20 protein-coding genes are annotated in these 23,284 nt (G+C 71.4%); 10 read left to right on the top strand and 10 right to left on the bottom strand.

All coding sequences use genetic code 11. From position 1 onward, the window contains the following. Positions 1 to 153 precede the first annotated feature (153 nt). Positions 154 to 2,715 carry an ATP-dependent Clp protease ATP-binding subunit gene (locus ABG085_RS12800; RefSeq protein ID WP_347976118.1) on the top strand — a complete coding sequence of 854 codons (2,562 nt, stop codon included), beginning with the start codon at positions 154 to 156 and terminating at the stop codon, positions 2,713 to 2,715. Positions 2,716 to 2,871: 156 nt separating this feature from the next. On the opposite strand, the gene ABG085_RS12795 is transcribed toward ABG085_RS12800, so the two are convergent. Further along, positions 2,872 to 3,594, bottom strand: coding sequence for a DUF72 domain-containing protein (locus ABG085_RS12795; protein WP_347976117.1), 723 nt, complete (start codon positions 3,592 to 3,594; stop codon positions 2,872 to 2,874). A 133-nt stretch (positions 3,595 to 3,727) separates the two neighbouring features. Between ABG085_RS12795 and ABG085_RS12790 the strand changes: the two genes are divergently transcribed. The 5 genes from ABG085_RS12790 (at position 3,728) to ABG085_RS12770 (ending at position 8,401) form a co-directional block, all read left to right on the top strand. After that, the gene (locus ABG085_RS12790; RefSeq protein WP_347976116.1) at positions 3,728 to 4,603 is read left to right on the top strand and encodes an LLM class flavin-dependent oxidoreductase; all 876 of its coding nucleotides are present in this window, start codon (positions 3,728 to 3,730) and stop codon (positions 4,601 to 4,603) included. After that, complete coding sequence (locus ABG085_RS12785) at positions 4,600 to 5,364, top strand: LLM class flavin-dependent oxidoreductase (RefSeq protein ID WP_347976114.1); 765 nt, start codon at positions 4,600 to 4,602, stop codon at positions 5,362 to 5,364. The genes ABG085_RS12790 and ABG085_RS12785 overlap by 4 nt, the downstream gene beginning before the upstream one ends. Next, the gene (locus tag ABG085_RS12780) at positions 5,364 to 5,792 is read left to right on the top strand and encodes a hypothetical protein (protein WP_347979191.1); all 429 of its coding nucleotides are present in this window, start codon (positions 5,364 to 5,366) and stop codon (positions 5,790 to 5,792) included. The genes ABG085_RS12785 and ABG085_RS12780 overlap by 1 nt, the downstream gene beginning before the upstream one ends. A gap of 10 nt (positions 5,793 to 5,802) precedes the next feature. Beyond that, positions 5,803 to 6,804 (top strand): DUF1731 domain-containing protein, encoded by a 1,002-nt coding sequence (locus ABG085_RS12775; RefSeq protein WP_347976113.1) that lies wholly within the window; start codon positions 5,803 to 5,805, stop codon positions 6,802 to 6,804. Between the two features lie 61 nt (positions 6,805 to 6,865). Continuing rightward, entirely contained in the window at positions 6,866 to 8,401 is a 1,536-nt protein-coding gene (locus tag ABG085_RS12770) for an ATP-dependent DNA ligase (RefSeq protein WP_347976112.1), read from the top strand. 17 nt (positions 8,402 to 8,418) lie between these two features. Here ABG085_RS12770 and ABG085_RS12765 read toward each other — a convergent pair whose 3' ends face one another. Both ABG085_RS12765 and ABG085_RS12760 read right to left on the bottom strand, forming a co-directional pair. Further along, positions 8,419 to 9,075 carry a response regulator gene (locus tag ABG085_RS12765; protein WP_347976111.1) on the bottom strand — a complete coding sequence of 219 codons (657 nt, stop codon included), beginning with the start codon at positions 9,073 to 9,075 and terminating at the stop codon, positions 8,419 to 8,421. Then, on the bottom strand, positions 9,072 to 10,721 hold the full coding sequence (locus ABG085_RS12760; protein ID WP_347976110.1) for a sensor histidine kinase: 1,650 nt from the start codon (positions 10,719 to 10,721) through the stop codon (positions 9,072 to 9,074). The genes ABG085_RS12765 and ABG085_RS12760 overlap by 4 nt, the downstream gene beginning before the upstream one ends. A 241-nt stretch (positions 10,722 to 10,962) precedes the next feature. On the opposite strand from ABG085_RS12760, the gene ABG085_RS12755 reads away from it, so the two are divergent. The 4 genes from ABG085_RS12755 (at position 10,963) to ABG085_RS12740 (ending at position 15,098) form a co-directional block, all read left to right on the top strand. Then, complete coding sequence (locus ABG085_RS12755; protein WP_347976109.1) at positions 10,963 to 12,495, top strand: CitMHS family transporter; 1,533 nt, start codon at positions 10,963 to 10,965, stop codon at positions 12,493 to 12,495. An 89-nt stretch (positions 12,496 to 12,584) separates the two neighbouring features. Then, positions 12,585 to 13,205: a hypothetical protein gene (locus tag ABG085_RS12750; protein ID WP_347976108.1), complete on the top strand. Its 621-nt coding sequence runs from the start codon at positions 12,585 to 12,587 to the stop codon at positions 13,203 to 13,205. Then, positions 13,202 to 13,927 carry an NAD-dependent deacylase gene (locus ABG085_RS12745; protein WP_347976107.1) on the top strand — a complete coding sequence of 242 codons (726 nt, stop codon included), beginning with the start codon at positions 13,202 to 13,204 and terminating at the stop codon, positions 13,925 to 13,927. Before ABG085_RS12750 ends, ABG085_RS12745 begins: the two co-directional genes overlap by 4 nt. Positions 13,928 to 14,099: 172 nt before the next feature. Beyond that, entirely contained in the window at positions 14,100 to 15,098 is a 999-nt protein-coding gene (locus ABG085_RS12740; RefSeq protein WP_347976106.1) for an IS481 family transposase, read from the top strand. On the opposite strand, the gene ABG085_RS12735 is transcribed toward ABG085_RS12740, so the two are convergent. From ABG085_RS12735 to ABG085_RS12705, 7 genes are all read right to left on the bottom strand, one after another. Next, the gene (locus ABG085_RS12735; protein ID WP_347976105.1) at positions 15,095 to 16,366 is read right to left on the bottom strand and encodes an ABC transporter permease; all 1,272 of its coding nucleotides are present in this window, start codon (positions 16,364 to 16,366) and stop codon (positions 15,095 to 15,097) included. The two genes, ABG085_RS12740 and ABG085_RS12735, sit on opposite strands and share 4 nt — an antisense overlap. After that, on the bottom strand, positions 16,363 to 17,190 hold the full coding sequence (locus ABG085_RS12730) for an ATP-binding cassette domain-containing protein (RefSeq protein ID WP_347976104.1): 828 nt from the start codon (positions 17,188 to 17,190) through the stop codon (positions 16,363 to 16,365). The genes ABG085_RS12735 and ABG085_RS12730 overlap by 4 nt, the downstream gene beginning before the upstream one ends. Before the next feature lie 95 nt (positions 17,191 to 17,285). Beyond that, positions 17,286 to 18,371 (bottom strand): substrate-binding domain-containing protein, encoded by a 1,086-nt coding sequence (locus tag ABG085_RS12725; RefSeq protein WP_347976103.1) that lies wholly within the window; start codon positions 18,369 to 18,371, stop codon positions 17,286 to 17,288. A gap of 296 nt (positions 18,372 to 18,667) precedes the next feature. Then, a complete protein-coding gene (locus tag ABG085_RS12720) occupies positions 18,668 to 19,915 on the bottom strand; it encodes a sugar ABC transporter permease (RefSeq protein WP_347976102.1) in 1,248 nt (415 codons plus the stop codon). Next, on the bottom strand, positions 19,912 to 20,847 hold the full coding sequence (locus ABG085_RS12715; RefSeq protein WP_347976100.1) for an ATP-binding cassette domain-containing protein: 936 nt from the start codon (positions 20,845 to 20,847) through the stop codon (positions 19,912 to 19,914). Before ABG085_RS12715 ends, ABG085_RS12720 begins: the two co-directional genes overlap by 4 nt. A gap of 58 nt (positions 20,848 to 20,905) precedes the next feature. Beyond that, positions 20,906 to 22,003, bottom strand: a complete 1,098-nt coding sequence (locus ABG085_RS12710; RefSeq protein ID WP_347976098.1) for a substrate-binding domain-containing protein — start codon at positions 22,001 to 22,003, stop codon at positions 20,906 to 20,908. Between the two features lie 9 nt (positions 22,004 to 22,012). After that, positions 22,013 to 23,215 (bottom strand): ROK family transcriptional regulator, encoded by a 1,203-nt coding sequence (locus ABG085_RS12705; RefSeq protein WP_347976097.1) that lies wholly within the window; start codon positions 23,213 to 23,215, stop codon positions 22,013 to 22,015. Positions 23,216 to 23,284 lie beyond the last annotated feature (69 nt).

Below are 23,284 nucleotides of genomic sequence, written 5' to 3'. Positions count from 1 at the left end.
GAGGCTACGCCGCCCCACCGACGCCGACACGGCCGCAGTCCGGAGAAACCGAGAGGGGAGGGAATACCTGCGAGCGGGTGCCGTTGAACTTGACAATGCCTGTATCAAGTTCAAAACTTGATGCTCGATCACTCAAGTTTCAGGAGAGACGGAATGCCCGAAGACTTCACTCCCCAGGCCGGCGACGACGGGAGCTCGTTCGACGAGTTCCTGGCGCGCTACCTCGCGGGGGAGCGTGCGCGTGCCGAGCGGTCGATCGACCTCAGCCGCTATCTCGGCGCCCGCACCCAGGAGATGCTGCAGCGTGCCGGCAAGTACGCGCTCGACCGCGGTCAGCGTGAGCTCGACGCCCTGCACGTCCTGCGGATCCTCGTCACCGAGGCTCCCGCCCGCGACGCCGTCCAGCGCATCGGCGCCGATCCCGACGCCATCGCGCGCGCGACCGAGGAGCGCCTCCCCGCAGCCTCTGCCGCCGCCGACGTCGACGGCGCCGTCGTCACCGCGTCGGTGCAGCGCGCGCTGTTCCACGCGTTCCAGGTGGCGCGCTCGTCGGGCTCGACGTACGTCGACCCGGAGCACCTGTTCTTCGCCCTGGTCCTCGCCCAGGACACGCCCGCCGGCCAGGTGCTGGCGCACGCCGGCGTGACGGCCGAGGCGCTCATGCAGGGTGCCCGCGAGACGGTGACGCCGGGCGACGCCGCCTCGGCGGAAGCGGGAACGGATGCCGCGGCATCCGTCACGCCCATGCTCGACACCTACGGCACCGACCTCACGGCACGCGCCGTGGCGGGCGAGCTCGATCCCGTGATCGGCCGCGCCGACGAGATCGAGCAGACCATCGAGATCCTCAGCCGGCGCACCAAGAACAACCCGGTGCTCGTCGGCGAGGCCGGCGTCGGCAAGACGGCCATCGTCGAGGGACTCGCCCAGGCGATCGTCGACGGCGGCGTGCCCGAGCAGCTGCTCGGCAAGCGCGTCGTCGCACTCGACCTTCCCGCGATGCTCGCCGGCACCCGCTACCGCGGCGACTTCGAGGAGCGCCTGACCAAGACGATGGACGAGATCGCCCAGCACAAGGGCGAGCTGATCGTCTTCATCGACGAGGTGCACACCGTGGTGGGCGCCGGCGGCGCCGGTGACGGCGGCATGGATGCCGGAAACATCCTCAAGCCCCGCCTCGCGCGTGGCGAGCTGCACCTGGTGGGCGCGACGACGCTCAAGGAGTACCGCGTCATCGAGAAGGATCCCGCGCTCGAGCGCCGGTTCCAGCCGGTGCGGGTGGGGGAGCCGTCCGTCGAGGACGCCGTGCTCATCCTGCGCGGCCTGAAGCCCGCCTACGAGGAGCACCACGGCATCGCCTACACCGACGAGGCACTCCGTGCCGCCGTCGAGCTCAGCGACCGCTACCTCACCGAGCGGGTGCTGCCTGACAAGGCCATCGACCTCATCGACCAGGCGGGTGCGCGGCTGCGCCTGCGCCTGGGCTCGAAGGTCGACGTGAGCGGGCTCATCGAGCGCCTGGCGACGCTCGAGGCGGACAAGAACGCCGCCGTGTCGGCCGAGCACTACGAGGAGGCCTCGCGCATCCGCGATCAGATCGCCGCGGTGCAGGCCAAGCTCGACGAGGCCACGGCGTCCGGCGCAGCCGCCACGCGTGTCGACGCGATCGTCGGCGAGCCCGAGATCGCGGCCGTCATCAGCCGGGCCACCGGCATCCCGGTCAACCGTCTCACCGAGACGGAGCGCGAGCGGCTGGCGTCCCTGGAGGACGAGCTGCACCACCGCGTCATCGGCCAGGACGATGCCGTCGTCGCGGTCGCGAAGGCCGTTCGCCGCAACCGCACCGGCATGGGCGACGCGCACCGCCCCGTGGGATCGTTCCTGTTCCTCGGCCCGACCGGCGTCGGCAAGACCGAGCTGGCCAAGGCGCTCGCCGCGAGCCTGTTCGACGACGAGAGCGCCGTCATCCGCTTCGACATGAGCGAGTTCGGCGAGCGGCACACGGTGTCGCGCCTGGTCGGCGCCCCTCCGGGATACGTCGGCTACGACGAGGCCGGGCAGCTCACCGAGCGCGTGCGGCGCAACCCGTACTCGATCGTGCTGTTCGACGAGATCGAGAAGGCGCACCCCGACGTGTTCAACCTGCTGCTGCAGGTGCTCGACGACGGGCGCCTCACCGACGGCCAGGGGCGCACGGTCGACTTCCGCAACACCGTGATCGTCATGACGTCGAACCTCGGCTCGGAGTTCCTCGCCTCGCGCGGCGGTGCCATCGGCTTCCTCGCCGACGGCGGCGGCTCGACCGGCTTCGGCTCGGAGAAGGATCTGCGCGACCGCGTGTTCGCCAAGCTCCGCGAGGCGATGCGGCCCGAGTTCCTCAACCGCATCGACGAGATCGTGCTGTTCCGCAAGCTCGACAAGCCGCAGCTGCAGCGCATCGTGCGGCTGCTGCTGGGCGCGTCCGAGGCACGGCTCGCCAAGCGCGAGGTGGACCTCGTCGTCACCGACGGCGCCGTCGCCTGGCTCGCCGAGCACGGGTACGAGCCCGAGTACGGCGCCCGGCCGCTGCGCCGCCTGATCCAGCGCGAGGTCGACGACCGCATCGCCGACCTGTTCGTGACGGGTGCGCTCGTCGACGGCGGCGCCGTGACGGTGGATGCCGTCGGTGATGAGCTGTCGGTGGTCGCCGAGGCGTCGCTGCCTCTCGCCGCGTGACTTGGACACCTCGCGGCGTGAGTTGGACACCTCGCGGCGTGAGCTGGACACCTCGCCGCGTGAGCTGAGCACCTCCTCTGCGAGAGGCGCCGTGCCTTCGGGCCGGCGCCTCTCGCCGTATCGCGGGACGGGTGCGACCCTGCGCTCGAGGCGGCGTCAAGCCTCCAGCATCCGTTTCAGCGTGATCGCGTTGCGGACGGCATTGCCCTCGCCGTCGTTGTTGAAGTACGCCTGCACCTCATGCCCGCCGCGCTCCCATTCGCGGATGCGCTCGGCCCACCAGGCGAGGTCGTCGTCGGAGTACGAGCCCGCGTAGAGGTGCTCGGGGTCGGGGCCGTGCAGCCGCACGTAGACGAGGGGCGCGGTGGCGCGCAGGACGCAGGGCAGCCGCGCACCGCTCATCACGCAGTAGGCCGCCCCGTGGCGCTCGAGCATCGCGAAGACGGCGTCATCCACCCACGACGGATGCCGGAACTCGATCGCCGGCCGGGTCCACTCCGGGAGCTCCGCCAGGAAGTGCTCCAGCCGCGCGTCGTCGCGCTCCATCGCCGGGTGCAGCTGGACGATCAGCGGCCCGCGGCTGCCGTCGAGCTCGTGGAGTCCTCGCGTGACCCGCGAGATCCAGACATCGGGATCACGGAGCCGCCGCGCGTGCGTGAGGCCGCGGGGCGCCTTGACGGCCATCTGGAAGCCGTCCGGCAGCCGTTCGCGCCATGCCGAGAACCGCGCGTCGGCCGGCCAGCGATAGAAGCTGCCGTTGAGCTCCACCGCGTCGAACACCTCGAGGTACTGCGAGAGCCACTGGCTCTGGGGCCCCTGATAGAGCACGCCCCGCCAGTGGGGGTAGACCCAGCCGGATGTCCCGATGCGCGCCATCACCCCAGCGTGCGGGCTGGGCACGGCACGGGCGACGGGGTTGCGTGGCCGCGCCGGCCGCGATAACCGCGTGCGGCGGCGGCCAGGTGCCCCGCGTCAGGATGCGCCTGTCGGCGACCGCTGACAGAGTGGGGGGATGACCCGCATCGGTGCGATCTTCAATCCCTACACGCACGCTCCCGACGGGTTCCGCGACGCGGTGCTCGCCGCCGAGTCCGCGGGCCTGCCCGAACTGTGGATCTGGGAGGACTGCTTCCGGCAGTCCGCGTTCGGCACGGTCGGTGCGGCGCTCGCGTGGACCGACGCCCTGCGCATCGGGATCGGCATCGCGCCCATGCCGCTGCGCAACGTCGCCGCGACCGCCATGGAGCTGGCGACCATCGAGCGGCTCTTCCCCGGCCGGCTGCTGCCCGGCGTCGGGCACGGCGTGCTCGACTGGATGGGGCAGGCGGGTGCGCGGGTGGCGTCGCCGCTGACGCTGATGCGCGAGTACGTCCCGGCGCTGCGGAGCCTGCTCGCGGGCGACGAGGTCACCACCGCCGGGCGCTACGTGTCGCTCGACCGCGTGCGGCTCGATTACCCGCCGACGAGTCCGCCCCTGGTCTACGCGGCGGCCGAAGGCCCGAAGACCCTCCGGTTGAGCGGCGAGGTCGCCGACGGCACGGTGCTCGACAGCGGCCACACCGCCGAGGAGTACGCGACGGCGACCGCCGCGATCCGCGAGGCGCGCGAAGTCGCCGGGCGCGGCGGCAGCCACGACGTGGTCGCCTACGTCGTCACGGCGTTCGGCGCGGATGCCGAGGCGCGGGCGATCGCGGACGTCGGTGACAAGCCCGACCCCGCCGAGCGTGCACTCTGGGGCGATCCGGCGCAGGTCGCGGCCGGCGCGCAGCGGTTCTTCGACGCGGGCGTCGACGACGTGATCCTCCTCCCGGCCTCCCGCGGTGACATCGCCGACTTCTACCGCGCGGCCGCCGACGTGGCGCGCCTGGTTGCGGCGGACGCCTCGTGACGGCGGTGCTCTCCCTCGGGATCGCGGCCGCGGCCGGCCCAGCCCTTGCGGGGCGGGTGGCGCCCGCCGCCGAGGCGGCCGGCTTCCACGCCCTCTGGGTGAACGACACCCCGGGCCACGACGCGCTCGCCGTGCTCGCGGCCGCCGCCGACGCGACCGAGCGCCTGGTGCTCGCCACCGGTGTGCTGCCGGTGGACCGCCGTACCCCCGACGACATCGCCGTCGCCGCAGCCGGGCTGCCGGCGGGCCGCCTCATGCTCGGCGTCGGCTCGGGTCAGGCGCGCACCGGCGCGGTGGAGCTGGTGACGGATGCCGCCGCCGAGCTGCGCCGCCGCACCGACGCGCGCGTCATCGTCGGTGCGCTGGGCCCGAGGATGCGACGGGCGGCGGCCGCGGCATCCGATGGGGTCCTGCTGAGCTGGCTCACCCCCCGGGCCGCCGCCGCGCAGGCGGCCGAGGCGCACGCGATCACGCCGGAGACCCACGTCGCGCTGTACGTGCGCACGGCCGTCGACGACGCGGCTGTCGCCGCCCTCGACGAGGAAGCCACCCGCTACGCGGGCTACCCCGCGTACGCCGCCAACTTCGCCCGCCTGGGCGTGGACGCCGCCGACACCGTGATCCGTCCGGCAGAGCTGCGCGACCGGATCGCGGGCTACCGCGCCGGCGTGGACGAGGTCGTCCTGCGGGCGATCACGCCGACGGGCAGTGCCGACGAGCACCTGCGGTTCATCGATGCGATCGCCGAGGCGATCGCGTGATGCGCGTCATCGCCCGGTGGGCGCTCGCGGCGCTCCTCGCGGTCGCGGGCGCCTCGCACCTGACCTGGGGCCGCCGCGGTTACCGCATCGTCGTGCCCGAGTGGGCCACGCGCTTCCTCCGCACCGACAAGGACACGATCGTCGTCGCCTCGGGCGTGGTCGAGCTGATGCTCGGCGGCGCGCTCGTGGCGCTTCCCGCCGAGCGCCGTCGCGTCGGCTGGGTCATCGCGGCGTTCTTCGTCGCCGTCTTTCCCGGCAACGTCCATCAGTGGCGCACCGGAAGAGCGGCGCCGATGCTGCGCAGCGACCGGGCACGGTTCGTGCGGCTGCTGCTGCAGCCGCTGCTGGTGGCGTGGGTGCTGTGGAGCGCCGACGGTCTGCCCGTTCGGCGACGCGCTCGCCCGGCGCGGAAGAGGTCGCGACGGTGAGGCAGGCTCGATGAGCCGCCCGGTCGCCGCCGTCGCGGGAGCCTCGGGCTTCGTCGGCCGCGCGCTCGTGCGGGCTTTCACCGAGGACGGCTACGACGTACGCACCATCGGCCGGGTGAGCGCCGACGCGTCATGGACCGATGCCGACGGCATCCGTGCCCTCATCGACGGCGCGGCGATCGTCGTGAACCTCGCGGGCAAGTCCGTCGACTGCCGCTACACCGATGCGAACCGCGACGAGATCCTGCGTTCGCGCGTCCAGACCACTCGCACGCTCCGACTCGCGATCCAGGGTGCGGACGCGCCGCCGCCGCTGTGGCTGAACGCGAGCACGGCGACCATCTACCGCTACGCGCTCGACCGGCCGCAGACGGAACAGCAGGGCGAGCTCGGCACGGGCTTCTCCGTCGACGTCGCCCGCGCGTGGGAGGACGAGTTCTTCGCGGGGAGCCTTCCGTCCACGCGGCGCGTGGCGCTGCGCATGGCGATCGTGCTCGGCGACGGTCCCGCGACGCGGACCCTCGTGCGGCTGGCCCGCGTCGGACTCGGCGGGCCCCAGTACGACGGCTGGTGGTTCCCCCACGCGCGCTACCGCGGCATCGGCCCCCACCCGACCGGTGATGGTCGCGCGCCGCGCCACCGATCCCGCGGCCGGCAGCGGTTCAGCTGGATCCACCTCGACGACGTGGTCGGAGCGGTGCGGTTCGTGCGCGATGACCCGCGGATCGTCGGACCGGTCAACCTCGCGGCTCCGGAGGCCTCCGACAATCGCAGGCTCATGGCGACGCTGCGCCGCATCGTCGGCGCGCCGATCGGACTGCCCGCCTGGCGGTTCATGCTCGAGCCGGCGATGTGGGTGCTGCGCACCGAGCCGGAGCTCGTGCTCAAGAGCAGATGGGCCGCTCCCGAGGCGCTCACCGCGGCCGGGTACGAGTTCAGGCATCCGGAGCTGGAACCGGCGCTGCGCGAGGTCGTCGCGTCGCTGGGATCACGGCGGCGCTCGTCTTCGTGACGAGCGCGCCGACGCGCCGGCAGGCTGCGTGCATGTCGGGGACGGATGCGAGAATGCGGGCATGCTGCTCCACGAGCTCGTGACGGCGACGGATGCCGTGGCCTCGACGTCGTCGCGACTGGCCAAGGTCGCCGCGCTCGCGGAGGTGCTCCGCCGGCTCGACCCCGACGAGATCGGACCGGCGATCGGATTCCTGACCGCGAGTCCGCGGCAGGGGCGCCTCGGCGTCGGGTGGCGGAGCCTCTCGAATCTCGCCGTGACGCACGCCGACGAGCCGACGCTGACCGTGGGCGACGTCGATGAGGCGCTCGACCTCCTCGCCGGGGCAGACGGCCCGGGCTCCGTCGCCACCCGCGCCGCCGCCCTCGACCAGCTCGCGCGTGCGGCGACGGCGGGGGAGTGGGACTTCCTCGCCCGCGTCATGCTCGGGGAACTCCGCACCGGCGCGCTCGAGGGCGTGCTGCTCGACGCCGTCGCGAAAGCATCCGACCGCGCCGCGCCGACCGTGCGCCGTGCCGCCATGCTGTCGGGCGATCTCGGCACCACGGCGCGTACCGCGCTCACCGGCGCGCCCGAAGACCTGGACGCCATCGGACTCGAGGTGGGGCGCGGCGTGCTGCCGATGCTCGCCGCGACGGCGGGCTCGACGGCCGAGGCGCTCGAGACACTCGGGGGCACGGCATCCGTCGAATACAAGCTCGACGGCGCACGCATCCAGGTGCACCGCGACGGCGACGACGTGCGCGTGTTCACCCGCAGCCTCGCCGACATCACCCACCGCGTGCCCGAGATCGTGTCGGCCGTGCGGGCGCTGCCCGCCGACCGCGTGATCCTCGACGGCGAGACGCTCTCGCTCGACGAGGACGGCGGCCCCCGTCCCTTCCAGGACACGATGGCCCGCTTCGGCTCGCTCGGGGCGGACGACGCGGCCGCCGTCGTGCTGCGGCCGTGGTTCTTCGACATCCTGCATCTGGACGGCCGCGACCTCATCGACGAGCCGCTCGCGACGCGCCTCGAGCTGCTCGACCGTGCCGTCGGCGACGCCCGCATGCCCGGCATCGTCACCGACGACGCGGCGCGCGCCGAGGAGTTCTCGCGCGAGGCGCTCGCCGCCGGGCACGAGGGCGTGATGGTGAAGGGGCTCGATGCTCCCTACGCCGCCGGGCGCCGGGGAAAGAGCTGGCTCAAGGTCAAGCCCGTGCTGACCTACGACCTCGTCGTGCTCGCCGTCGAATGGGGATCGGGGCGGCGCACCGGGCAGCTCTCCAACCTGCACCTGGGTGCCCGCGACCCCGAAGGGGCGTTCGGCGAGCCCGGAGGCTTCGTGATGGTGGGCAAGACCTTCAAGGGCCTCACCGATGCGACGCTGCGCTGGCAGACCGAGTTCTTTCCGACCATCGAGACGCACCGGTCGTCGTACGCGGTGCACGTGCGGCCCGAGACCGTCGTCGAGGTCGCCATCGACGGGGTGCAGCGCTCCACGCGCTACCCGGGCGGTGTCGCTCTGCGCTTCGCCCGAGTGAAGGGCTATCGCCCCGACAAGGGTCCCGCGGAGGCCGACACGATCGACGCGCTGCGGAGTCTGCTGCGGGGGTGAACGTGCCCGCCCCGACGTCAGCGGCGGACCGCGATGTAGCGGTGCTCGGGCCTGCCCGTCGTGCCGTACCGCAGTCGCACCTCGACCAGGCCGCGGCTGGCGAGCCCCGCGAGGTGCCGCTGGGCGGTCGCTCGTGAGATGCCGACGCGGTCGGCGATCTCGGCGGCGGACGCCTCGTCATCGCCGAGCCCCTCGAGGATCAGCTGCTCGGTCGCCGAGCGCGTGACGGTCGCGGGCTCCGCACCGCCGTGCATGATCGCGAGGGCGCGATCGATCTGCTCCTGCTCCAGCGGCCGGTCGGTGACCAGCAGGTTGCGCATCCGCGCATAGCGGTCGAGCCGTTCGGCGAGCACCCGGGCATCGAAGGGCTTGGTCAGATACGCGAGCGCCCCCGCCCGCAGGGCGCGGCGCACCGTGGCGGCATCGGTGGCGGCCGACAGCACGAACGCGTCGACGTCCGCCTGGGCGGCGAACTCGACGCCGTCGCCGTCAGGAAGGAAGGCGTCGACGAGCAGCAGGTCGGGGGCGTGCGCCCGCACGGCCTGCCGTGCGGCGCCCAGCGACTGCACGGCCTCGAGGGCGGTGAACCCGGCGCGCGACGCCACGATGTCGCGGTGCAGCCCGGCGACGCGGAAGTCGTCGTCGACGACGAGCACGCGGATGGGACGATTCATGCGCTCTTCTCCTCGGGATTCCCATCGGCGGGGCGCAGTGCCCCGGGCAGCCGAGCGCCGAACACGGCGCCGGACCCTTCGCCGCCGGGGTCGATCAACCACACGTCGCCGCCGCGGCGGCGCGCGAGGTCGCGCGAGAGCGGTAGCCCGAAGCCGTGGCCGTGCACGGTGTCGTTCCCGCTCGGATCCGTCTCGCGTGCGGCGACGCGCGCGAAGGGGTCGGCTCCCGGCGGGCGGATGCCCTCACCGGAGTCGGCCACCGTGATCACCAGTTCCTCGCCGTCGCCCAGCAGCGCGATCTCGACCCAGCCGGGCCCCGCGCCGCCGACTGCCGCGGTGACCGCATTCCCGACGAGATTGCCGAGCACCGCGGCGACGTCCTCCGCTTCGGCCACCTCGCTCAGCAGCAGCGTGTCCTCCGAGATGCGCACCGTGACTCCGCGCTCCCGCGCCGTTGCGGCGGTCGCGCCGAGCAGCGACGTCAGGAAGGCGTCGGGCACGCGCTCGAGCCCCGCGACGCCGAAGTCCACGGCCCCGCGCTCGGTCAGGTCGCCGAGGAACGCCCGAGCCTCGTTTACGCGTTCGGCGTCGATCAGGCCCGACGCGACGTGCAGGCGATTGGCGAACTCATGCCGCTGCACGCGCAGCGCCTCGGTCATGGCGCGCACGGTCTCGAGCCGGCCGGCGAGCGCCTCGACGTCGGTGCGGTCCCGCACGACCACGACCTGACCCAGCGCCCGGGCGTCCCGCTGCACCGGCCGCGTGTCGAGGTACAGCACGCGGTCGCCGACGACGGCCTCGACGCCCGACGCCCCATTCCTCACGGCGTCGCGCACCGTATCGGGCAGGGCGAGGTCGTCGAACCGGCGCCCGACCGGCGCATCGATCCCCAGCATCCGTTCCGCGGCTTCGTTGCACACCCTCACCACGCCGTCGGGATCGAGCGCCACGACGCCGTCGCCGACCCCCTCGAGCACCGCCGCCTGATTCTGCACCAGCGCCACGAGCTCCTCCGGCTGAAGCCCGAGGGTGAGCCGCTCGAACCGCCGTCGAACCAGCAGCGTGGCCACCGCGGCGAGCGCCAGCCCACCGACCGCCGCGATCGCGATCGTCGCGACGAGAGCCGGAAGGTCGTCGAAGACGCTCGCGCGCTCGAAGCCGACACTCACCTCGCCGACGGGCGTGCCGCCGGTCTCCGGGTAGACCGGCACCTTGGCACGGGCGGACTCGCCGAGCGTTCCCACCTCCCAGTCGACGACCTCGTTCCCCTCGAGCACCTCGGCGAACGGGGTCGACACGACCTGGCCCAGCAGCTCCTCCGTCGGATGCGCGAGACGGATGCCGTGATCGTCGGCGATGACGACGAACAGCGCGTCCGTGCGATCCGCGACGTCGGCGGCGATCTGCTGCAGCTCGCCCGTTCGCAGCTCGGCGGCATCCGGCGTTCCCGGATCGGCGGAGAACTCGGCGACCAGGGACTTCACGTCGGGGTCCTCCGCGACGGTCCGGGCGATGTTGAGGGCGGCGGCCTCGGACTCCGCGCGGAGCTGCCGGACGCCCAGCCACCCGAAGACGAGCGCGCACACGGCGACGACGGCGGTCACCGTCGCCAGCTGCATCAGCAGGAGCCGTGTCGCGAAGCGCATCCCACCTCCCTGGCCTGATGTGCGGACGGGCCGGCGAGGGCCGAGGCCGATGAGGGGTCATCGTCCCCACGCACGTGAGCACAATGCGCAGAACACACGCTACGCGCACAACCTGCCGGAATGCGACTTAACGCGCGACGACCCGCGCCGCGCGCCTAGCCTCGCGGGAACGCACCGCGACCGGTGCGACGCCACCACCCGCACGACGCCACCACCCGCACGACACGACGAAGGAGTCGAGATGAACGCGGCAGTTCCGTTCCTGTTCCAGGCCGCCGAGGCCGACGAGGGCTACGCCACCGCCTTCGTGCCGTCCGAGGGCATACTCGTCGCACTGGGCTTCACGATGGTGCTGGTCTTCATGGCGCTCATCATGACGCGCCGGCTGACGCCGATGGTCGCCCTCATCCTCGTGCCGACCGTGTTCGGGCTGTTCGCCGGAGCGGGGCTCGGACTCGGCGACATGATCATCGACGCGATCGGCAGCATGGCGCCGACCGCCGCGCTGCTCATGTTCGCCATCATGTACTTCGGCATCATGATCGACGTCGGTCTCTTCGATCCGCTCATCCGGGCGATCACGCGCCTGCTCGGCGACGATCCCGCCAAGGTCGTGCTGGGCACGGCGGTGCTGGCGGGCGCGGTCTCGCTCGACGGCGACGGGTCGACGACCTTCATCATCACGACCTCCGCGATGCTGCCGATCTACCTGCGCCTCGGCATGAGCCCCGTCGTGCTCACGTGCGTCGCGGGTCTCATGAACGGCACACTGAACATCGTTCCGTGGGGCGGTCCCACGGTGCGGGCGGCGACCGCACTGGGCCTGCAGCCGACCGACATCTTCGTGCCGATGCTGCCGTCGCTCGCTGCCGGCATCGTCATCTCGCTGACCTTCGCCTGGTTCCTCGGGCTCTCGGAGCGCAAGCGCATCGGCAGCATCGACGAGTCCCGCCTCGACGGCGGGGGAGGGCTGGCCGGACCACGCTTCTTCCGCGGCGCCGACACGAAGCCGGGCGCCCGTGCGACGCTGCGCACCGGCAACATCGTGACGCTCACGGGTGGTCGCGGCGGCATCCCGGCCGCGACGGCGGTCGTGGATCGCGAAGACACCGCGATGGCCGACACGATGCTCGACCCCAACCGCGCGAGCCTCCGGCCGAAGCTCATCTGGTTCAACCTGGCGCTCACGCTCGCGGTGATGGTGCTGCTCGTGCTCGACGTGTTCCCGCTCGCGTACGTGTTCATGGTCGGCGCCGGAGTCGCGCTGCTGGTGAACTTCCCGAAGCTGAAGAGCCAGGCGGACGAGATCGTCGCCCATGCGCCGAGCATCGTCGGCGTCGTCTCGATGGTCCTCGCCGCGGGCGTGCTGGTCGGCGTGCTGAACGGCACCGGCATGGTCGACGCGATGGCGACCTGGATCACGACAGTGATCCCCGCCTCGCTCGGACCCTTCCTGGCAGTGATCACCGGCATCCTGTCGATCCCCTTCACGTTCTTCATGTCGAACGACGCGTTCTACTACGGCATCCTGCCCGTACTGGCGCAGAGCGCTGAGCACTTCGGGATCGCGCCGGTCGAGATGGCCCGCGCCTCGATCACCGGCCAGCCGGTGCACCTGCAGAGCCCGCTCGTCCCCGCCATCCTCCTGCTGGTCTCGCTCGCCAGCGTCAACCTCGGCGACCACCACAAGAAGGTGCTGTGGCGGGCTTGCGTCGTGTCGCTCGCGATGCTCGCCGTCGGCGTGCTGGTGGGTGCGATCCCGCTCATGGCCTGAGCGTAGGGAGGCCTGCGGGCCGGCGCGCACCTGCTTCCCGGCGCGCGCCGGCCGCCCCTGGCTGCGCGGATGACTCGTAGGCTTTCGCCATGACCCGAGCAGCAGCACCCGACGCCGCCTACGAGCACCGCAGCTTCGGGGCACCCGGCGCGGAGCGCACCGTCTTCCTTCTCCGCGGGGGCGCCTCGGCGCTGTCGGATCCGCTGCCCGACGCCACGATGCGACGCGACGCGCGAGTCGTGGCGATCGGACTGACCGTCGATGACGTCGACGACCCGGTGGCCTACCGCGGAACCACGCCCGCGGAAGCCACCGCCCGGCGGATCGCGCAGTTCGTCACCGAGGAGCGCGAGAATCGCCCTGCCGGCATCGTCGGCGTGGCCACCGCCGGGGAGCTGGCCGTCCGGGTCGCCGCCCTCGTCGGCGCCGGCGTCGACCGGCTCGCCCTGGTCGCCGTGCCGCGTGCCGAGTCCGAGCTCGGCGCCTACGAGCTCGCAGAGCTCCTGGAGAGCATCGACGCGAAGACGCTGCTGATGAACGGGCGGGACGACCCGGATGCCGCCGCCGGCGCGGCACGCTGGTTCGCCGAGCGGCTCCCGTCCGCGCGCGTCGAGATGGTCCCGAAGACCACCGATCCCACCTCTCGCCTGATCCTCGCCGACGTGTGGGAGCGCGTGCTGTCGCACGTCGCACCGGGCACGGTGCGATGACGCGGATCGTCGTCCTGACCGGCGCCGGCATCTCCGCCGAGAGCGGGGTGCCCACCTTCCGCGGCGCCGACGGACTGTGGGAGGGGCACCGCGTCGAAGACGTCGCGACGCCGGACGCCTACGAGCGCGACCCCGACACCGTGCTCGCCTTCTACGACGCGCGGCGCCGTGCCCTCGGAGCCGTCGCGCCCAACGCCGCCCATCGCGCCCTCGCCCGGCTCGAGGGCGCGATCGGGGACGACCTGGTCGTGGTCACGCAGAACGTCGACGATCTGCACGAGCGCGCCGGCAGCCGCCGCCTCGTGCACATGCACGGCGAGCTGCGCCGGGCGCTGTGCGGCGCGTGCGGCGCCCGGCCCGAGTGGGACGGCGACCTCATCGATCGCCCGCCGTGCCCCGAGTGCGGAGAGCGGATGCTGCGCCCCGACGTGGTCTGGTTCGGCGAGATGCCGTACGAGCTCGAGCGCATCGAGAACGCGGTCGTGGCATGCGACGAGTTCGTCTCGATCGGCACGTCGGGCGCCGTCTATCCCGCAGCGGGGTACGTGGCGCTCGCGGCGGCCTTCGGCGCGCGGACGATCGAGCTCAACCTCGAGCCCCGCGACACCCTGCTGCTCTTCGAGGACGCGGTGCCGTTCGACGAGTCGCGCGCCGGGCGTGCGACCGAACTCGTGCCTGCCTGGGTCGACGAGGTGATCGCGGGACTCTCGACCCGCCGTTGACGACGAAGACGCCGGGCGGATGCCTCCGCCCGGCGTCTTCGTGTGGGTCAGCGACCCGGCTAGATGTGCTGCCCAGGGACGTTGGTTGAGGTGTGACGCGATAGACGGGTGAGGACCTCCCGGTCGAGAGTGGAGCTGTCTAGTTCCCGCACTCGAGACCAAGGAGGTCCTCGTGACCCACGCTAACGCTGCGCTGACCCCTCGCCAACGCCTCCGGCTCGCCCGACAGGTCGTCGATGACGGCTGGTCCGTCGCTGCGGCTGCGAGCTACTTCCGGGTGTCGTGGCGGACCGCGGAACGGTGGGCGCGCCGCTATGTCGAGATGGGTGAGGCGGGGATGCAGGACCGCTCCTCCAGGCCGCACTCGAGTCCGAACAGGACGCCCCGGCCGGTGGTGCGGAAGGTCGTGCATCTGCGGTGGAAGAAGCGGCTCGGTCCGGTCGGAATCGGCGCTCAGCTGGGGATGCCGGCGTCGACCGTCCATGCGATCCTGACGCGTTGCCGGGTGAATCGGCTCAGCCACGTCGACGTTCGCACCGGCGAGCCCGCCCGCCGCTACGAGCACGAGCATCCCGGCTCGTTGATCCACGTCGACGTGAAGAAGCTCGGCAACATCCCCGACGGCGGCGGGTGGCGCTACGTCGGCCGGTTCCAAGGCGACCGCAACCGAGCGGTCACCGCCAAACGGACCGGAAGACGTGGCATCGCCGGCGACATGGTCACCGGGACAGCGTTCATCCACACCGTCATCGACGACCACTCCCGCGTCGCCTACGCCGAGATCCACGACGACGAGACCGCAGCCACAGCCGTCGCTGTTCTGCGACGCGCGGTCGGCTGGTTCGCTGCCCGCGGCGTCACCGTCGAGCGCGTCCTCTCCGACAACGGCTCCGCGTACCGCTCCTTCGCTTGGCGGGACGCCTGCGCCGAACTCAGCATTCGACCGAAACGCACACGCCCCTACCGGCCACAGACGAACGGGAAGATCGAACGATTCCACCGCACGCTCGCCGACGGCTGGGCCTACTCACGGCACTACAACTCCGAGTCAGCCCGCCGCAACGCGCTCCCGACCTGGCTGCACTCCTACAATCACCACAGGCCCCACACCGCGATCGGCGGCCACCCACCCATCAGCAGATTGACCAACCTGCCTGGACAGCACAGCTAGATCCTTCCGCCGCCCGACCGCACGCGCGACAGCGCGTCCACGGTCGCCGCGAGGATCAGCACGCCGCCGGTCACCAGCAGGTTGACGCCCGCGGGCAGGTTGAGCAGGCCCAGACCGTTCGTGATCGTCGCGATCACGAGCGCGCCGATCGCCGCGTGCATCAGGCGTCCCTTGCCGCCGAACAGGCTGACACCGCCGACGACCGCCGCGGCCACACCCGACAGCACGATGTCGCGGCCGACGGTCGCGTCGACGGAGCCCACCCGGGCCACGCTCAGCAGCGCCGAGAACACCGCGAGGCTCGAGCAGATGACGAACGCCCACCACTTGATCCACCGCACCTTGACACCGGAACGGCGTGCAGCCTCCGCGTTGCCGCCGATGGCGTAGATGTAGCGGCCGAACTTGGTGCGGTCGAGCAGGAACGTGCCGAGCCAGAGGATCGTCAGCACGACCGGCACGACGATGGGGACCCCGGCCACCTCGACCACGGACTGGCCTCGGTTCTGATTGAGGACGAAGACCACCGCACCGCCGATCACCGCGATCGCCGCGAGCTTGATGAACACCAACGACACGGCACGGTTAGGAACGCCGGCACGCGTGCGGCGCGCCCGGTCCCAGAAGGACGTTCCCCCCGAGATCGCGAGCATGATGACGAGCATCGCCCATCCGCCCCACACGGGCAGATTTCCGTTCTGGAGTGCGATGAGCTCGGGCACCTCGAGGCGGAACAGGCCGCCGGGGCCGATGATGACGAGCGCGAGACCTTGGAATCCGAGGAACAAGCCCAACGTGACGACGAACGACGGGATGCCCACCCTCGCCACGAAGAAGCCGATGAACGCCCCCGTGAGGAACCCGAAGCCGAAGCCGATCAGGAGCGCGAGCGGCCAGGGGACGCCGAACTGCGCGTTCAGCACGACGAACAGCGCCATGCCGACACCGCCGGTCACACCGGCGGACAGGTCGATCTCACCGAGCAGCAGCACGAACACGAGCGCCATGCCGAGCACGACGAGCGTCGCCGCCTGGTTCAGCAGGTTGGCGAAATTGCGCTCCGTGAGGAAGAACGGGCTCATGATCGAGAACAGCGCGCCGAGCACGACGAGGCCGCCGATGGCCGGAAGGGCGCCCATGTCGCCGCCGCGCACGCGCTGCCACCACGCCTGGAGCTGGTCGCCGACGCCGCCCTCGACGCCGCTGCCGATCAGGTCGCTCGCGATGGGATCGGGAGCGGCCTCGGTCCGGGTGGCATTGCTGCTCATTCCGCGCCTCCTTCGGTGCGAACGGTCGACGTGTCGAGGATCGTGACACCGGCGGGCGCCTTGGTTCCGGTGATATAGCCCACGACGTCGTCGCGGGTGGTCGAGGACGCCGGGATCTGGGCGACCATCTGACCGAGGTACAGGACGGCGATGTCGTCGGCGACCTCGAAAACGTCCACCAGGTTGTGGCTGATCAGGACCACGGCGACCCCCTGCTCCGACAGGCGCTTCACGAGGTTCAGCACCTGTTCGGTCTGGGCGACGCCGAGGGCGGCCGTCGGCTCGTCGAGGATGACCACTCGCGCCTTCTTCAGCACGGCGCGAGCGATCGCGACGGTCTGCCGCTGGCCGCCGGACAGGCTCGACACCTTCTGGCGGACGGATTTCACGGTGCGCACCGAGAGGGAGCGCAGCGTGTCGGACGCCTCTTTCTCCATGCGGCCCTCGTCGAAGGTGCCGGATGAGAGCTCCTCGCGGCCGAGGAACATGTTCTGGACGATGTCGAGGTTGTCGCACAGCGCCAGGTCCTGGTAGACGACCTCGATGCCCAGGTGCCCGGCGTCGCGGGGCGTGTGCAGATCGCGGTGCACGCCGTCGATGAGGACCTCGCCCTCGTCGTACGGCTGCACGCCCGCCAGACCCTTGATGAGCGTGGACTTGCCGGCGCCGTTGTCGCCGACGAGGGCGGTGACCTTGCCGGGGTGGACTTTGAGATCCACGCCCTTCAGGACGCTGACGGGGCCGAAGGACTTCTTGACCCCGACCAGCTGGATGATCGGCTCGGCGCCGACCGGGGCGGGAATGGTGGTGGATGTATCTGACATGCTCGCTTCCTTGGGAGTGCCCGTGGTCCGGCGAGAAGGGGCGCCACGCCGAGTGGCGCGGCGCCCCCTCGCGGGTTCAGCCGTAAGCCGATCCGCTACTCGGCGGTGACTCCATACTGCTCGCAGGCGGCCATCACGTCAGCGGTGCAGACGTCGTCGTAGGCGGCGTCGCCGGCGGCGACGACGTCCTTGACCTCGTCGGGACCGACCAGGATCGGCGTCACCTGGATGTAGGGCGTGCCGTCCTCGAGCTCGGCGTCGGCCTCGGGAGTCTCGCCCTTCAGGAGCGCGACGGCCGTCTCGACGGCGGCCGTGGCCTCGTCCTTGACCGGCTTGTAGACCGTGGCGGTCTGCCAGCCGAGCAGGATGTTCTGCAGGCCTGCGACGTTCGCGTCCTGGCCCGACACTGCGACGCCCGTCAGGTTGTTGTCCTGCAGGACCTTGATGACACCCGCGGCGTTCGTGTCGTTTGCGGCCCACACGCCGTCGACCTTGCCGCCCAGGCCCGTCAGCGCCTGCTCGAAGTTGGTCTGCGACTTGGCCTGGTCCCAGATCCCCGGGGGCTCCGCCGCCGGCGTGATGCCGGCGGCCTCCATCACCTCGACGGCGCCGTCGTGGAACATCGCGGCATTGCCGTCGGTCGGGTCGCCACCCATGTAGACGACGACCGCGGTCGCCGGGTCCTTGCCGGCGGCTTCGAGGCCGTCGAGAACGGTCTGGCCCTCGAGACGGCCGACCTCGGTGTTGTCGAACGAGACGTAGTAGTCCGCGCCGGTGAACGGGCGGTCGTACGCGATCACGGGGATGCCTTCGGCCTTCGCCTTGGTCGCGACGGCCTCGGCAGCGCCCTGATAGTCGACGAGCAGCATGACACCGCAGCCCTGCGTGAGCTGCTGGTCGGCGATCGTCGAGTACTTGTTGACGTCCGCCTGCGCGTTCTGGATGTCGACGTCGAAACCGGCCTCCTCCAGCCCTTCCTGGAGGTACTTGCGGTCGAAGTTCTCCCAGCGCGGCGAGGACGCCGCATCGGGCAGGATCACACAGGCACGGTCCGCGGCTTCGCCGCCGTCACCGCCGTCCCCGCCGTCACCGGTGTCGCCGTTGCCGCCGGCGCAGCCGGCCAGCATCACCGCGGCCGCGCCCGTGAGGGCGACCACAGCGAGGAGTGAAGACTTCTTCATCATTCGCCTTTCGTCATTGAAGCGAGCGAGCCCCAGGATCGTCCCCGGTTTCTTCGCGCTGATGCGATCATCGATGACGGGCATTCTTGGCGTCAAGTCTTGAACGTAACGCTTTGGCAACGCCGGAGGTCAGAGGGCGGCCGAATCGGGTCGGCCGCATCGAAGAGAGCGCTTACCGTGCAGAATGCACACTCTCTGCGCCAAGACCGCACATAATGCACCTCGCCGATCGAAGGGTGAGCGAGCAGCCCTGGCCGAGTGTTCGCCAAGTGAAGACAGTGCGCCGCAGCCTGTGTTCAGGCGCGGCCGGTGGCGGCACGCGTGCGGCGTGAGAGCGAGTCGACGATCACCGCGAGCACGAGCACCACGCCGGTGACCATGAACTGCACCGACGAGTCCAGGTTCATGAGGGTCAGCCCCGAGGAGATCGACTGGATGACGACGATGCCGACGAGTGCCGAGAACGCCGATCCGCGCCCGCCGAACAGGCTCGTCCCGCCGATGACGGCCGCGGCGATCGCGTTGAGGTTCACATCCCCCGTGCCCGAGCTCTGGTTCGCCGACGCCAGCCGTGCGGCCGCCAGGATGCCTCCGACCGCGGCGAGCGTCGAGCACATCGCGAACACCGAGAGGTAGATGCGGTCGACCCGGATGCCGGCACGCCGGGCTGCCTCGACCGATCCGCCGACCGCGTACACCGCCCGGCCCCAGCGGGTGCGGGTCAGGACGAAGTTCATGGCGACGATGAGGCCGAGGAAGAACAGGAACATCACCCCGACGCCGCGATAGATGTTCAGGTACCACGTCGCGACGAGGAGGAAAGCGAGCAGGACGCCGCTGCGCACCGCGATCTCGACGTAGCTCTGGCTGACCAGATTGGCCGCCGCGCGCCGTCGTGCGCGGCGCAGGAGCGACCAGGCGAACGCGGCCGCAGCCAGCACCGCCACGACGTAGGACGCCCACGCCGGCAGGAACATCTGCTGCGCGAACTGCACCAGCCATGAGTCGAACGGGATGGCGATCGATCCGGTCTCGCCCAGCACCCACAGCTGCAGTCCGAGGAACCCGAGAAGACCGGCCAGCGTGATGACGAAGCTCGGCAGCCCGAAGCGCGTGAAGAGATAGCCGTAGAGCAGCCCGACGAGGCAGCCGACGACGATCGCGGCGGCCAGCGCCAGGAAGAGGTTCCACTGCAGCTGCACGAAGCTCACCGCGAGCACCGCGGCAGCCAGGCCCGAGACCGAGCCGACCGAGAGGTCGATCTCGCCGACGAGCAGCACGAGCACGACGCCGAGCGCGATCGTGCCGATGGCGGCGCACTGCATCGTGAGGTTGACGAGGTTCTCGCTGGAGAGGAAGACGGGGTTCAGCAGCTGGAACACCGTCCAGATCACCGCGATCCCCAGCACGACGGGAAGCGCGCCGAGGTCGCCGCCCCGGATGCGCGTCACGAAGGCTTCCAGCGCGAGACGGATGCCGGTGCTGCTCAGCAGTCGCTCGTCCGCGGTGGGCTCCGCCAGGCGGTCGTCGCCGCGCCCGCTCATCGGCTCCCGTCCCCGCGAGGTCGGGGAGTGCGGCGGGAGCCGGCGCGCGGCATGCGGATCACGGTGCCGCCGGTGGACTCCTCGAGGGACGGCTCCTCCTCGCGCGGAGGGGCGGACGCGGCATCCGTCCGCTCCGGCGCGCGCTCCGGTGCACGTCGCGGTGCCGCGGAGTGGTCGACCGCGCCGGTGATGGCCGCGATGAGGGTCTCGCTCGTCACGTCGGCGACGTTGTACACGCCGTTGTTGCGCCCGAGGCGCAGCACCACCACGCGGTCGGCGACGGCCATGACGTCGGCCATGTTGTGGCTGATGAGGATCACGCCGTGTCCGCGCTCGCGGAGGCGCTCGATGAGGTTCAGCACCTCGGCGGTCTGCGCGACGCCCAGCGCCGCGGTCGGCTCGTCGAGGATGACGACGCGAGGCTCGCCGATCAGGGAACGGGCGATCGCGACGGTCTGGCGCTGCCCGCCCGACAGCGAGGCGACCGGGACGCGCACCGAGGGGATCTTGGCCGACAGCTCGCGCAGCAGCGTCCAGGTGCGCTGCTCCATGTCGACCTCGTCGAGGGTGGCGCCGTCGCGGAGCTCGCGCCCGAGCCACAGATTCGCGACGACGTCGAGGTTGTCGCACAGCGCCAGGTCCTGGAAGATCGTCTCGATCCCGAGCTGCTGAGCATCCGCCGGGGAGCCGATGCCCACCTCTTCGCCGTCGAACTCGATCGACCCGCTGTCCGGCGGGTGGACGCCCGCCAGAACCTTGACGAGCGTCGACTTGCCGGCGCCGTTGTCGCCGACGAGTGCGACCACCTCGCCCTCGTTGACCCAGAAGTCCACGTCGGTCAGCGCCTTGACCGCACCGAACCGCTTGCCGATGCCGCGCATCGTCAGCACGCGTTCGCGCGGCCGCCCCGTCCGCGGGTGCGTCATCGACATCCTCGCCCCGTCCTCGTCGTCGTTCCGGCCCCAGCCGAGCCCTGCCAGAGTCGAGACCCTACCCGATGCCCGCAGCTTGGCACGCATCGGCGTAGGCCGGCGTGCAGATGTCCTCGACGCTCCAGAAGCCGTCGGCGACCACCGTGTCCATGATGTCGTCGATCGTCACCGCCACGGGGTCGAGCAGGGTGGCCGGCGTTCCCTCGATCTCCAGCGGTGCGGTGACCTCTTCGCCGTGCAGCAGCTTGACGGCGACTTCGGCGGCGAGCTCGGCCTGCGGCTTGATCGCCTTGTACACCGTCATGTACTGGTCGCCGGTGAGGATCCGCTGAATGGCCGAGAGCTCGGCATCCTGTCCGGTCACGATCGGGAGCGGATCCACGTTCGCGACCCGCAGGGCTGCGATCGCGCCGCCGGCGGTGGCGTCGTTGGCGGCGTAGACCCCGGCGATCGCGTCGCCGTGCTGGGCGATCTGCCCCGACACCCACTCCTGCGCCTTCTCGGGACTCCACCCGGGGGTGTCGTACTCGGCGAGCACGCGCAGGCCGCTTTCGTCGATGATGCTGTGGGCGCCCTGCTTGAACAGCGCCGCGTTGCTGTCGGTCGGCGAGCCGTTCACCATCAGGATGCCGCTGCCGTCGTCGGTCGCCCGCATCGCGTCGACGAAGGCCTGTGCCTGCAGCACGCCGACCTTCTCGTTGTCGAAGGAGATGTAGTAGGCCAGGTCGCCCCCGGCGATCAGGCGGTCGTACGAGATCACCGGCACGCCCTTGGCGTTGGCGGTGCTCACGATGCTGACGGCGGCGTTGGCGTCCACCGGATCGAGGACGAGCACGCCGGCGCCGGAGGTGAGCGCGGACTCCGCCTGCTGCTGCTGCTTCGCGGCATCCTGATCGGCGTTGGCGTACAGCACGTCGTAGTCGCCGAGCTCGGCCACGCGAGCTTCGAACAGCGGCCGGTCGAACGTCTCGTAGCGCGCCGTCTTCGCATCGGGCAGGAGGAGCGCGATGGTGTCGTCGCTGGGCGGATCGTTCTCGGCGGGCGTCCCGGTGCAGGCGGAGAGCAGCGCCGCGGCGACGACCACCACCGCGGCGGCCAGCGCGGTGCGACGCCCGCCCGGGCGCCGCCACGGCCGATCGTGTCGGATGCGGGACATCGGACGAGCCTATGCGGTGATGGGAAGCGAGGATGCCGTCGGGATCTGGGCGCTGACCGTCACATGGTCGAGTGCGATGGCGATCGCCCCGCGCGTCTCGGCCCACTCGCCGAACGAGGCGCCGACGATCTCGGGCAGACCGCCCGCCGACGGCAGCGCGGTGCGCTCGAGCGAGTGCCGCATCGGCGCCATCAGGATCTCGCCCGCCAGCCCCAGCTCGCCGCCGACGACGATGACCTCGGGGTCGAAGAGGTTGCAGAGGCTCGCCGCGGCGATGCCGATATGGCGTCCCGCATCGGCGATGACGCGACGCGCGGCGCCGTCCCCGGCCTCGGCGGCGTGGAGCAGGTCGCCGAGGCGGTGCATGCCCTCGCTCGGCGGGAACAGCGACAGCAGCGCCGGTCCGCCGGCGTAGGTCTCGAGGCAGCCGCGGTTGCTGCAGCGGCAGATCGGTCCGTTCTCGTCGAGCGTGACGTGACCGATCTGGCCCGCCTTGCCGTTGACGCCGCGGAACAGGTCGCCGCCGACGACGAGTCCGGCGCTGATGGTGTGGCCGACGCGGATGAAGACGGACGATGCGGCGGCGCGGCCGTTGCCCTCGCGCGCTTCGGCGAGTCCGCCGAGGTTCGCCTCGCTGTCGACGTGCACCGGCCGGCCGATGCGCACCGAGAGGCTCTCGGCGACGTCGACGCCCTCCCAGCCGCGCAGCAGGCCGGGGGTCGACACCATCCCGGTGCGCGGGTCGATGGGCGCGGGCAGCGCCAGCCCGACGGAGAGGAGATCGGCCAGCGACCCGCCGAGCGACTCCATCATGTCGCCCAGCAGCAGTGCGAGACGGTCCAGTTCGGAGTCGTGGCGGTGATCCAAGGGGAGCGGGAGCGAGGACTGCGTGACGATCGTGCGCGCGGTGTCGGCGATCGCGATGTGCAGCTGCCGTGAGCTGTAGTGGACGCCCGCGACCAGGCCCAGCCGGCGGGCGAGCGACACGAGCGTGGCGCGACGGCCGCTGCTCGTCGTGAACGACGTGTGCAGAAGGCCCGAGGCCGTCAGCTCCTTGACGATGTTCGAGACCGTGGCGGGAGAGAGGCCGGTGCTGCCGGCGAGCTCGATCTGCGTGAGACGGCCGTGGCGCTTGAGCGACTCGACGACGCGCGCGCGATTGGCCTCGCGCAGCGAGGTCTGCGAGCCCGGCGGGGCATTACGGCGTGCCACAGGTCACACTGTAGCCCACCCCCTCGATCGCGGACCGGGTGCGGCGAATTCCCAGATCGGCCCTGGGTT

The sequence above is a fragment of the Microbacterium sp. ProA8 genome, assembly GCF_039905635.1.
GTDB lineage: Bacteria > Actinomycetota > Actinomycetes > Actinomycetales > Microbacteriaceae > Microbacterium > Microbacterium chionoecetis.
This window is presented reverse-complemented; position numbering and strand designations above follow the sequence as displayed.